At 63.6% G+C, this 11,870-nt stretch carries 11 protein-coding genes; 4 read left to right on the top strand and 7 right to left on the bottom strand.

Annotated features, from left to right (window positions below):
* The first annotated feature begins 13 nt into the window (after positions 1-13).
* Both BUB53_RS20815 and BUB53_RS20810 read left to right on the top strand, forming a co-directional pair.
* Positions 14-1,486, top strand: coding sequence for a leucyl aminopeptidase (locus BUB53_RS20815; RefSeq protein WP_073037830.1), 1,473 nt, complete (start codon positions 14-16; stop codon positions 1,484-1,486).
* Positions 1,486-1,944: a DNA polymerase III subunit chi gene (locus tag BUB53_RS20810; protein WP_073037828.1), complete on the top strand. Its 459-nt coding sequence runs from the start codon at positions 1,486-1,488 to the stop codon at positions 1,942-1,944. Before BUB53_RS20815 ends, BUB53_RS20810 begins: the two co-directional genes overlap by 1 nt.
* Before the next feature lie 71 nt (positions 1,945-2,015).
* On the opposite strand, the gene BUB53_RS20805 is transcribed toward BUB53_RS20810, so the two are convergent.
* The 3 genes from BUB53_RS20805 to BUB53_RS20795 form a co-directional block, all read right to left on the bottom strand.
* Complete coding sequence (locus tag BUB53_RS20805; RefSeq protein WP_073037825.1) at positions 2,016-2,597, bottom strand: retropepsin-like aspartic protease family protein; 582 nt, start codon at positions 2,595-2,597, stop codon at positions 2,016-2,018.
* A 37-nt stretch (positions 2,598-2,634) separates the two neighbouring features.
* Positions 2,635-3,264, bottom strand: a complete 630-nt coding sequence (locus BUB53_RS20800; RefSeq protein ID WP_073037823.1) for a MarC family protein — start codon at positions 3,262-3,264, stop codon at positions 2,635-2,637.
* 63 nt (positions 3,265-3,327) lie between these two features.
* Positions 3,328-5,178 carry an ABC-F family ATP-binding cassette domain-containing protein gene (locus BUB53_RS20795; protein ID WP_073037821.1) on the bottom strand — a complete coding sequence of 617 codons (1,851 nt, stop codon included), beginning with the start codon at positions 5,176-5,178 and terminating at the stop codon, positions 3,328-3,330.
* A 137-nt stretch (positions 5,179-5,315) separates the two neighbouring features.
* Between BUB53_RS20795 and ndk the strand changes: the two genes are divergently transcribed.
* Entirely contained in the window at positions 5,316-5,738 is a 423-nt protein-coding gene (gene ndk, locus BUB53_RS20790) for a nucleoside-diphosphate kinase (protein ID WP_073037819.1), read from the top strand.
* Positions 5,739-6,331: 593 nt separating this feature from the next.
* Here the strand turns inward: ndk and sucD are convergent.
* Genes sucD through BUB53_RS20770 form a run of 4 tightly spaced genes read right to left on the bottom strand, consistent with a single transcriptional unit; the run spans position 6,332 to position 10,589 of the window.
* Positions 6,332-7,213: a succinate--CoA ligase subunit alpha gene (gene sucD, locus BUB53_RS20785; RefSeq protein WP_073037817.1), complete on the bottom strand. Its 882-nt coding sequence runs from the start codon at positions 7,211-7,213 to the stop codon at positions 6,332-6,334.
* The gene (locus BUB53_RS20780; protein WP_073037814.1) at positions 7,213-8,397 is read right to left on the bottom strand and encodes a malate--CoA ligase subunit beta; all 1,185 of its coding nucleotides are present in this window, start codon (positions 8,395-8,397) and stop codon (positions 7,213-7,215) included. The genes sucD and BUB53_RS20780 overlap by 1 nt, the downstream gene beginning before the upstream one ends.
* A gap of 13 nt (positions 8,398-8,410) precedes the next feature.
* Positions 8,411-9,355 (bottom strand): HpcH/HpaI aldolase/citrate lyase family protein, encoded by a 945-nt coding sequence (locus BUB53_RS20775; RefSeq protein WP_073037812.1) that lies wholly within the window; start codon positions 9,353-9,355, stop codon positions 8,411-8,413.
* 31 nt (positions 9,356-9,386) lie between these two features.
* Positions 9,387-10,589 carry an aminotransferase class V-fold PLP-dependent enzyme gene (locus tag BUB53_RS20770; RefSeq protein WP_073037810.1) on the bottom strand — a complete coding sequence of 401 codons (1,203 nt, stop codon included), beginning with the start codon at positions 10,587-10,589 and terminating at the stop codon, positions 9,387-9,389.
* A gap of 284 nt (positions 10,590-10,873) precedes the next feature.
* Between BUB53_RS20770 and BUB53_RS20760 the strand changes: the two genes are divergently transcribed.
* On the top strand, positions 10,874-11,515 hold the full coding sequence (locus BUB53_RS20760; RefSeq protein ID WP_229709616.1) for a LuxR family transcriptional regulator: 642 nt from the start codon (positions 10,874-10,876) through the stop codon (positions 11,513-11,515).
* Positions 11,516-11,870 lie beyond the last annotated feature (355 nt).

Raw genomic sequence — 11,870 nt, 5'->3', positions numbered from 1 at the left:
AAGGAGCCACCGCATGACCACCCCAGCCGAGATCAGTTTTCACGACACCGATATCGAAAAGATTGCCGAGGCCAAGGGCCGTGTCGCCGTGATCGTCACCCCGGACGGGAAACTGGACAATGGCGCCCGCCGGGTCAACCGGCTGTGCAAGGGGGCGCTCAAGCGGCTGGTTGACAGTGATGCCTGGAGCAAGGTGAAGCCCGGCGAGATCAAGTCTTTGGCGTGGCCTGCGGGATTGGATGCCGAGGCGGTCGATGTGCTGTGCCTCGAGAGAAACGCCAGCGCTCTGGAAACCCGCAAGGCCGGTGTCGAACTGGCTAAGACCGTGAACGGCGAAGAACTGCTTGTACTGGCCGGTTCGGTCCGGCGGCCCGCCGAACTGGCGTTCGGGCTGGCGCTTCGGGGGTATGAATTTACCGAACGCAAGACTGCTGAAAAATCCGCACGCGGCGCAATACGGCTGATGGTGGCCAAGCCCGACGAGGTCAGCGCGGACTATGCGCCGCTGGCTGCCGTGGCCGAGGGCGTTTTCATGACCCGTGATCTGGTCAGCGAACCCGCCAACGTTCTGACAACCAGCGAATTCGCCAGGCGGATCGAGGGCATGGCCGATCTGGGGCTGAAAATTACCGTTCTGGACGAAGCCGCGATGCAGAAACTGGGTATGGGCGCGCTCTTGTCGGTGGGTCACGGCAGCGCCAGCCCGTCGAAACTGGCGGTGATGGAATGGCAGGGCGGTGCCAAGGGGACCGCGCCGCTGGCGCTGGTCGGCAAGGGCGTGGTGTTCGACACGGGCGGCATCAGCCTGAAACCCGCTGCCGGCATGGAAGATATGACCATGGATATGGGCGGCGCGGGCGTTGTCTGCGGCACGATGCGCGCTCTTGCGCAGCGCAAGGCCAGGGCCAATGTCGTGGGTCTGGTCGGGCTGGTCGAAAACATGCCCTCGGACCGCGCCACGCGTCCCGGCGACGTGGTGACCTCGATGAAGGGCGACACGATCGAGGTGATCAACACCGATGCCGAAGGGCGTCTGGTTTTGGCCGATGTGCTCTGGTACGCGCAGGAAACCTACAAGCCTGCGGCCATCGTCGATCTGGCCACGCTGACCGGTGCGATCATCATCGGGCTTGGCCATGAAAAAGCGGGCGTTTTCTCGAACGATGACGGGTTGTGCGGCAAGTTTCTCAAGGCGGCAGAAACCGAGGGCGAAGGCGCGTGGCGGATGCCACTGGCCGAGGCCTATGACAAGCAGTTGAAATCCGACATTGCGGACATGAAGAATGTGGGCGGGCGGCCAGCCGGATCGATCACCGCGGCGCAGTTCCTGCAACGCTTCGTGCAGGACGATGTGCCGTGGATTCATCTGGATATCGCCGGTGTGGCCAGCGTGAAATCGGATACGGCCTATGCGCCCAAGGGAGCCTCGGGTTGGGGGGTGATGGCGCTCAACCGACTGGTGGCCCAGCAGTTCGAGACCGAGTGATGGGCGCAGCCTATTTCTACCACCTGACGCGCCGCCCGCTGGAGGCGACCTTGCCCATGTTGGTGGGCAAGGCGTTGCAGGCGGGGTGGCGGGTGGCTGTCCGGGGCGTCGATCCGGGGCGGATGGACTGGCTGGACCAGAAACTGTGGCAGGGCCCCGAAGAGGGGTTTCTGCCGCACGGGCTGGCCGGTGGACCGCATGATGCCGACCAGCCCGTATTGCTGACCACCGCGCCCGACATGCCAAACGCTGCGGCCTGCCTGATGACAGTGGATGGGGCGGGGGTGGAGCCGGACGAGGTGCAGAGGCTGGAACGGGTTTGCATCGTGTTCGACGGCAACGACCCGGACGCCGTGCAGGCAGCCCGTGGTCAATGGAAGGCGCTGACCGGCGCGGGGTGTTCCGCGCAGTACTGGTCCGAGGAATCGGGCCGGTGGGAAAAGAAGGCCGAGGCGTAAGCTTGCTTTGCGCGACGAAGCGAGGGGAGCCCGTTCGCGCCCCTTAAAATATCTTCTTACAGAAGCATGCCTTAGCGGGTCAGGACCAGTTTGCCGCCGCCGATCTCGACGCTGGAAAAGCGTTGCAGATATTCCATACCCAGAAGGGATTCGTCCATCGCCCCCTCGTTGACGACAGCGCGCACGTCATGATCGCGGATCGGGCCGATGGCGATACTGTCGAGCTTGACAGGCGCGGTGCGCACGGTGCCATTGGCCGTGTAGGCGCGCCCGATATAGATCAGGTCGCTCAAGTCCAGCCCGGCCTCGCGGGCGTCGGATTGGGACAGGACGATCTGGCTGGCGCCGGTATCGACAACGAACCTGATCGGTGTGCCGTTCACCTCGGCTGTCAGATAGTAATGCCCGTCCGGGGCGCGCGGCAACTCGATACGGTTCCCTTGCGCCATAACGGTTTGTGTGGGTTGCACGGTCTGGCGGATGTCCCCCCAGAGTCCGACGCCGGCGATGACGCCGACGAATATCAGCCCCCAGACAAGCGCCTGTTGTGTGACCTTGCCAAGGGATGCGCGATTCTGGGCGAAAAACCACAGGAGAACCGCGCTTCCGAGAAGGACGAGATAGATCAGGCGGGCGGTGTCGAAATTATCCATGACCGGGATATAAGCCGCCGCAAGGGCAAGGGAAAGGTCAACCGGCCAGTCCGAAACCGCGCAGCCCGTCGAGGACGAACTGTACGGCGAGCGCGGCCAGAAGCATCCCCAGAAGGCGGGTCACCACGTTGATGCCGACGCGGCCGAGCGCGCGCTCCAGAAGCCCGGCCATGAGGAACAGAATCAGCACGATCGAAACGACCAGAAGCATCACCCCGCTTACCCATGCCATGCCTTCAAGGCCGGGGTTCTGCCCGGCCAGAAGGATGACCGAGGTGATCGATCCCGGCCCGGCAATCAGGGGGATGGACAGCGGAAAGATCGAGGGATCGTCGTTGTCATCTTCTTCTTCGGCCTCGTCCGCCTGGGATTTGCGCCGTTTGCTGCGTCGCTCGAACAGCATGTCGAGGGCGGTGATGAACAGAAGGATACCGCCCGCGATGCGGAAGGCGGGCATCGAAATGCCGATGAAGCCCAGAACCGCCTCGCCGAAGGCGGCAAAGACGATCAGGATCAGGGCCGAGGTCACGCAGGCGCGCAGGGCGATTGCCCGGCGCTTGGCGGTGTTCATGCCTTGGGTCAGCGCAACGAAAATCGGCGTCATTCCGATCGGGTCGATGATGACGAACAGTGTGACGAAGGCGGTGATCAGAAAGGGAATGTCCATTTCGGCTCCGGTTGCGGCAGACCATGGGTAGGGCGCTATGCGGCAATCCGCAAGCCTCGCGCCTTAGCCTCCGGCCTCTTCCAGCCGCTCCAGCGCCGTCATCCACAGGGTTTCGGCGCGGGCCAGCCCGTCTTCGATCTCGGCGTATTTCTTCTGCCATTCCGCAACGCCGTAAGTATCGTCATAGATCGCCGGATCGGCCAGTTTTGCCGCCACTTTTTCGCGCATTTCATTAAGCTTATCAACGCGCTGTTCGCATTTCTTTACGTCCTGGCGCAGCGCGATCAGGGCCTCGCGCGCGGGGCGCCTGGGTTTGGGTGTCGGCTTGTCCTTGGTCTGGGTCTTGGCGGGTTTGTCTCCGGCCAGCAGCATGTTGCGATAGCTGTCGAGATCGCCCTCGTAAGGGGTTACGCGCCCGTCCTTGACCAGCCACAGCCGGTCGGCCACGAGGCTGAGCAGGTGCATGTCGTGACTGACGAGGATCACCGCACCGGAATAGGCGGTGAGCGCTTCGACCAGGGCCTCGCGGCTTTCGATATCGAGGTGGTTGGTCGGTTCGTCGAGGATCAGCATATGCGGCGCGTCGATGGTGGCCAGCATCAGCGACAGGCGTGCTTTTTGCCCGCCGGACAGCTTGCCGACCAGCGTTTCGGCCTGTTCCGCGCCGATGCCGAAGCCCCCGAGACGGGCCCGCAGCCGGGCGGGGGCCTCATCGGGGCGCAGGCGGCGGATATGGTCGATGGGAGTTTCGTCGAGGTGCAGCTCGTCGACCTGATGCTGCGCGAAATAGCCGATGCGCAGCTTGGACGCGGTGTGAATTCGTCCGTCCATCGCATCAAGTTTGCCAGCCAAGAGTTTGGAAAGCGTGGACTTTCCCTCGCCGTTTCGGCCCAGAAGGGCGATGCGGTCATCCTGATCTATGCGCAGGTCCAGCCGGGACAGCACCGCTTTTCCGTCATAGCCCACGGCGGCACCGTCCAGCCGCACGATGGGGGGCGACAGTTCCTCGGGTTCGGGGAAGGAAAACTTGCGCAATGCCGCCTCTTGCGGGCGGGTGATGGGCTGCATCCTGGCAAGGGCCTTGATCCGGGCCTGCGCCTGTTTCGCCTTGTCGGCCTTGTAGCGAAAGCGATCCACATAGGATTGCAGATGCGCGCGGCGGGCTTCCTGTTTCTGCGCCTCGGATTCGGCGGCGGCAACGCGGGCGGCGCGGGTTTTGGCAAAGGTGTCGTAGCCCCCCTGATAGAGGGTCAGCTTGCGGTCTTCGAGGTGCAGGATCGAGCCGACGACGCGGTTCAGCAGGCCCCGGTCGTGGCTGATGACCAGAACGGTATGCGGATAGCGCGCAAGGTAGCTTTCCAGCCACAGGGCGCCTTCGAGGTCCAGATAGTTGGTCGGTTCGTCCAGCAACAGCAGGTCGGGCTCTGCGAACAACACGGCGGCCAGCGCCACGCGCATCCGCCAGCCACCCGAAAAGGCGCTGCAGGGCTGTGCCTGTTCGGCGTCGGTAAAGCCCAGGCCCTTGAGAATACTGGCCGCACGCCCTTCGGCGGACCAGGCATCAATGTCGGCCAGTCGCGTCTGGATGTCCGCGATCCGGGTGGGATCGGTGGCGGTGTCGGCCTCGGTCAGCAGGGCCGCGCGTTCGGTATCGGCGGACAGCACCGTGTCGATCAGGGAGACCTCGTTGCCGGGCACCTCTTGGGCGACGCCGCCGATACGGGCGCGTGAGGGCAGGGTGATGTCGCCCGTCTCAAGCGCCAGTTCCCCGCGGATCAGGCGGAACAGGGTGGTCTTGCCGGTGCCGTTGCGGCCGACGATGCCCACCTTGTGCCCGTCGGGGATGGTGGCCGAGGCGTGTTCGATCAGGGGGCGGCCCGCGACCGAATAGGATATGTCGTTGATGCGCAGCATGGGCAGGGGTGTGACGCAATCGTGGTCAGCCGTCAATCGCCGCTTTTCAAACTCATGACCCCATGCTATCGGGGCCGCGATATATGGGGTGCGGGCCGAGGGCCTGCGCCGGTTTCATTCAAAGGAAAGAGGCTGATATGGCTGTCGAACGCACGCTGAGCATCATCAAACCCGATGCAACCAACCGCAACCTGACCGGCAAGATCAACGCCAAGTTCGAAGACGCGGGGCTGCGCATCGTTGCGCAGAAGCGTATTCAACTGACCAAGGCGCAGGCCGGTGAATTCTATGCCGTGCACAAGGAACGTCCGTTCTATGACGAACTGTGCGAGTTCATGGCGTCTGCGCCGGTCGTGGTGCAGGTTCTGGAAGGCGAAGGCGCGATTGCCAAGAACCGCGACGTGATGGGCGCCACCAACCCGGCAGATGCCGCGGCGGGGACGATCCGCGCGGAATTCGCTGAATCGGTCGGCGAAAACTCGGTTCACGGTTCGGACGCTCCGGAAACGGCCGCGGTCGAAATCGCATACTTCTTCTCGGGTCTGGAACTGGTCGGCTGAGCCGGATCAAATCTTCCGAGTATTGGGCCGCACTCTGAAAATGGGTGCGGTCTTTTCATTTTAAATCAAGGCGTTATCGCCCGTTCCTCAAATGCTGGCAAAGTCGTTGAAGACCTGTTTGGAAATGGTCTGAGGCTTGGTTGGAATCTGTGGCACGGCCTTGGTCGAGGCCGGCGCCGTGGGTTGGGGGGCTGCTGCTGTAGCCATGGGTCTGCTCCTTTTATCAAGGCAGGCCAGCCGGCTAGCGCACGACTGGCGCCTGTTTATGTTAACCCAGTTCCTCATCGAAATGTGGCATAAATGTGGCAACACACTGTTTCGCCCGGTTTCGTGTGCAGATGTGTCATAAAAGTTTCAATGGCTTAGGCATTCAACACCTGACCCGCCGGGGGCGGGGCGGTGAGGAAAACGGGATCGCAGAGGTCCGCGATCTCCGGTTTGCGTTTCGTACAAAACGTACGATGTGTACGCGGGTTTTGTACGAAACCCGGGGGGAATGAGGAAAGCTGTGTCCATGAGGGACGCAACGACCGGCCGGATCGCGCGGAGGGCCGGGCAAACGGGCGGCTTGATGGCCGCCCGCTGTCAGGAGGTCAGGCCATCATCCGGGCGACGGTTTCGCCGAAGGACGACGGCGTGGGGACGATTGTCACGCCCGAGCCTTTCAGGATCTCGACCTTTTCCTGCGCCGATTCCCCGAAGGCCGACACGATGGCCCCGGCATGGCCCATGCGCCGCCCCTTGGGGGCCGACAGGCCGGCCACGTAGGCGGCGACGGGTTTGGTCATGTGGTCGCGGATGTATTCGGCGGCTTCGGCCTCTTGCGGGCCGCCGATTTCACCGACCATCACCACGGCGTCGGTTTCGGGATCGGCCTCGAACAGCTCCAGTATGTCGCGGAAGCTGGAGCCGTTGATCGGGTCGCCGCCGATGCCGATGGACGAGGACACGCCGATGCCTTTCGACTTCATCTGGCTGGCGGCCTCGTAGCCCAATGTGCCCGAGCGTCCGACGATGCCGATGCGGCCCGGTTCGTAGATATGCGGCGGCATCAGCCCGGCAAAGGCCTGACCCGGCGTGATGATCCCGGCACAGTTGGGGCCGATCAGGCGCATGCGTTTCTCGGCCTTGTAGCGGCGCATGTAGCGTTTGACTCGGATCATGTCGGCGGCGGGGATGCCGTCGGCGATGCAGACGCAGGTCCTGATGCCCGCATCGGCGGCTTCCATGATCGAATCCGCGGCGAAGGGGGGCGGGACGAAGCTGATGACGAGATCGGCCCCGGTTTCGGCCACCGCGCCCTTGACGGTGTTGAACACCGGCAGGCCCAGATGGGTGGTGCCGCCCTTGCCGGGGGTCACGCCGCCCACGACATTGGTGCCGTGGTTGATCATGTCCTGCGCATGGAAACTGCCGATACGCCCGGTAAAGCCGGTGACGAGAACCTTTGTTTCGCTGTCGATGAGAATGGCCATTACGAGGCCTCCTTGAATTTGGCGTCTTTCCATGCGCCGACGACGCTGTCGGCGGCTTCGGCGAGGGTGTCGGCGGTGATGACGGGCAGGCCGCTGTCATCGAGAACCTTGCGGCCCTCTTCGACATTGGTGCCCGAGAGGCGCACGACGACGGGCAGGGTGAGGTCCAGTTCCTTCATGGCCAGAACCACGCCTTCGGCGATCCAGTCGCAGCGGTTGATCCCGGCGAAAATGTTGACGAGGATCGCCTCGACATTGGGATCGTTCAGCACCGCCTTGAAGGATTTCAGCACGCGTTCGGGGCTGGCACCGCCGCCCACGTCGAGAAAGTTGGCGGGTTCGCCGCCCGACATCTTGATCATGTCGAGCGTGGCCATCGCCAGACCTGCGCCGTTGACGATACAGCCAATTTCACCGTCGAGCCCGATATAAGAGAGGCCGCGATCCTCGGCATAGGTTTCGCGGGTGTCTTCCTGGCTCTTGTCGCGCAGTTCGGCGATTTCGGGACGGCGGAAGAGGGCATTGTCGTCAAAGCTGACCTTGGCGTCGAGCGCGACGATCTCGCCCGCCTGGGTGACGACCATCGGGTTCACCTCGACCATGTTGGCATCCATTTCGGCCATCAGGCGATAGCAGCCCATGATGGTCTTGACCGCCTGCGCGATCAGCGGCGGTTCCAGCCCCAGCGAAAACGCGATCTCGCGGGCCTGAAACGCCTGCATGCCGACCGCCGGATCGACGACCGAGCGAATGATCGACTCGGGCTCCTGTTCGGAGATTTCCTCGATCTCCATGCCGCCCTGCGCCGAGGCCACGACGACCACGCGTTCGAGTTTGCGGTCCATCACGAAGCCGAGATAGATTTCCTGCGCGATGCTGGTGGCCTCTTCGACATAGAGGCGGCTGACGAGTTTGCCCTGCGGGCCGGTCTGGTGGGTGACCAGCTTGCGGCCCAGCATCCAGGTGGCGGCGTCCGAGACTTCCTCTTCGGAGGAGCAGATGCGCACACCGCCCGCCTTGCCGCGTGCGCCGGAGTGGATCTGCGCCTTGACGACCCATTTGTCGCCGGACAGTTCGCTGGCGCGGTAGACGGCCTGTTCGGGGCTGTAGGCGATGCCGCCGCGCGGCACCTGCACGCCGAAGCGCGTCAGCAGGTCCTTGGCCTGATATTCGTGGATATCCATGATGTGTCCTTCCTTATGCGTGCTGCGCGACGATGGCGTCGGCCACGGCGATCACGTTGTTGGCCATGCGTTCGCTGGCCGCGTCGATCATCTTGCCGTCGAGGCTGGCGGCACCTTTGCCTTCGGATTCGGCCTTCTTGAGTTCTTCGATGATGCGCCGCGCGCGGGTGACTTCCGTCTCGGGGGGCGAGAAGACCTCGTTGGCCAGGTCGATCTGGCTGGGGTGGATGGCCCATTTGCCCTCGATCCCCAGGGCGGCGGCGCGTCTGGCGCTGGCGATATAGGCGTCGGGATCGGAGAAGTCGCCGAACGGGCCGTCGATGGCGCGCAGGCCATAGGCGCGGCAGGCCACGGTCATGCGCGAGAGGGCGAAATGCCACTGATCGCCGGGATAGTCGGGGTTCAGCCCGCCGATCACCACGGTGCGCGCCCGGTTCGAGGCGGCGTAATCGGCCACGCCGAAATGCAGCGCCTCAAGCCGTCCGGGGGCGGCGGCGATGGCTTCGACATTGGCCATGCCGAGCGCAGTTTCGATCAGCGCCTCCATCCCGATCCGGTGGGGCAGGGCGCAGGCCTCTTCGATCTGGGAGACCATGGTTTCGACCGTATAGAGGTCTGCCGGGACGCCGACCTTGGGCACGAGGATGGTATCGACATGCTGTCCGGCCTGTTCCAGCACCTCGACCACGTCGCGATACATATAATGTGTATCCAGCCCGTTGATGCGGATCGAGATGGTCTTGCCCCTGGCCTTCCAGTCGATGTCGTTGAGGGCCTGGATGATGTTGGCGCGGGCCTTGATCTTGTCGGGGGGCGCGACGGCGTCTTCGAGATCGAAGAAGATATAATCGGCGGCGCTGTCGGCGGCCTTGTCGATCATCGCGGGGCTGGAGCCGGGCACGGCCAGTTCCGAGCGTTGCAGGCGTTGGCGTTTCAGCGGGTGCAGGGTGTAGCTCATTGCAGGGGGTCCTTATGTATAATGTGTGGGCTCAGGCGGCCTTGGCCGGGGCGAGCGCGGTGTCGGGGGTGGTGGAGCGGAAATGTTCCTGTGCGGCGGCGACGCCCGAGCCGGGTTCGATCGCGGCGCCCGCATCGCGCAGGGCCATTTCCGCCGCCGAAATCCCCGCACACAGCATCACCGGGTTGAGCGAGCCCAGATGCCCGATGCGGAACACCCGGCCCGCCAGCTTGTTCAGCCCCGAGCCGAGCGAGGTCTGGTATTTGTAATAGGCGGTCGAGATCACGTCGCGGGCATCCACGCCGTCGGGGGTGTAGATGGCCGACACGGTGTCGGAGTACCATTCGGGAGCGGCGGCAACGAGCGAGCAGCCCTGCCAGGCCTCGACGGCGCGGCGCACGCCCTGGGCCAGGCGGGCGTGGCGCGCCCAGACGGACTCCATCCCGGCGTCGAGCATCATGTCGACGGACACGCGCAGCCCGCGCAGCACCTGCGTGGCCGGGGTGTAGGGGAAATAGCCGGTGTCGTTGAAGGCGATCATGTCGGCAAAGCTGAAATAGCAGCGCGGCATGGTGGCGGACCTGCTGGCCTCGATCGCCTTGTCCGAGACCCCGAGGAGGCCCAGACCGGCGGGCAGCATGAAGCCTTTCTGCGAGCCCGAGACCGCCAGGTCGACGCCCCAGTCCTCCATCTCGAATTCGATGGAGGCGATGGAACTGACGCCGTCGACGAACAGCAGCGCGGGATGCCCGGCCTCGTCCAGCGCGCGGCGCACGGCGGCGATGTCGGAGGTCACGCCGGTGGCGGTTTCGTTATGGGTGCAGAACACCGCCCTGATCCGGTGATCCTTGTCGGCCTGCAATTTGGCGGCGTAGTCCTCGACCGGGACGCCCTTGCCCCACTCGACCTCGCAAAGCTCGACGTTCAGGCCCAGCCGGTCGGCCATGTCGGCCCACAAGAGCGAGAACTGGCCGAAGCGCGACATCAATACGGTGTCGCCCGCGTTGAGCGTGTTGGTGATCGCGGCCTCCCACGCGCCGGTGCCGGAGGTGGGAAAGACGAAGACGCGCCCGCTCTTCAGGCGGTAGACGGATTTCAGATCGTCCAGCAGGCGGGTGACGAAATCGCTGAAATCCGGGGCGCGCATGTCTTCCATGGGGATGTTCATGGCCTGACGCACCGGGTCGGGCACATTGGTGGGGCCGGGGATATAAAGGTGTTGAAAACCGTGCATGATCGTTCTCCGATATTGGATGCCGATACGATCTTTGCGCATGGGGCGCCGGCGCGAAACGCCCGTTGGAATGGTCATGGCGGACATTGGCGCGGGGCGCTCACCGAACGGGTAGGGGGTGGCTACCCGTTCGGGGGCGCGGCGGCTTCGGTGTTCCGTGGTATGCGGCGGTATTCCGGATTTTCCTTTAAAATCATCGGTTTCGGGTGATGTTTTGTCGCATTGGACGGCTCTCGATTTTTCGCGGGATGGTGTAGACTGGCCCGATGGAGGAGACGCAGATCATGACAAAAACCCCGCCGCAGGGGCAGGCGCCGCCTGTGCCGCAGGTGATCGTGGCCGACCGGCAGGTGATCGTGTGCCAGGGGATCGGCTCGCTCGTGGCGCAGATCCCCGAGGTGGAACTGGGCGCCTTCGCCACCGACAAGGCCAGCCTGAAAAAGCTGCTTTCGGCGGTGCGCGGCCCGGCGATTCTGATCCTGGGGGTGCGGCTGGCCGATGGCGACCTGACGCAGGTCCTGGGAACGGTGCGCAAGGATCATCCGCATGTGATGGTCGTCGTGGTGGCCGAGGAGAGCGAATTCGCCTTCATCCGCAGCGCGATCAAGCAGGGGGCCAATTCGGTCTGCATGATGGGGCAGATCCTGACCAGCCTGCCGAAGATCCTCGGCAAGCTGGTCGAGGGGCATTCCATCGTGCCGACGGATATCCTCAAGCGGCTGACATCGGAAACCACGGACTCGCTGTCGCGGCGCGAGCACGAGATCCTGGCGCTGCTGGTGGACGGGCTGACCAATTTCCAGATCTCGGCCCGGCTGGGCCTGAGCGAGAACACCGTGAAATATTACCTCAAGGCGATCTACCAGAAGCTGGAGGTCAATTCGCGCGGGGCGGCGATCGCCAAATACGTGGCCGGCAACTACTGACGAGTCGCTGTCCGGTGTGACGGGCCGGCGGGACGGGCAGGAGGCGAGTCCGGGATTTGCCGGATCCTGCGGGGAGTCGGGGCGCGGGTCCCGCATCATCGGGTCATTTTCGGCGATGACTCCGCAGTGATTTGCAGGGGGCTTTATGAATACGGCAATAATATGCTATGTTACCGGGTGTGTTGACGCATATTTCTTTCGTCCGTGATGCTGTTTTTGAAACAACGTTCACGCAACCCAATGAAAACACGGTAAAAATCGGTTTTTCAAAAAAAATGTGACGTTGTGTGTAAAAAGGGGTTGCGGGGTTTGGGGTGAAGCAGTAGATACCCCTTCACCGGCGGCGCTGAGGCGC

Origin of the sequence: Roseovarius pacificus, from assembly GCF_900142665.1 — a bacterium.
Taxonomy (GTDB): Bacteria; Pseudomonadota; Alphaproteobacteria; order Rhodobacterales; family Rhodobacteraceae; genus Roseovarius; species Roseovarius pacificus.
This window is presented reverse-complemented; position numbering and strand designations above follow the sequence as displayed.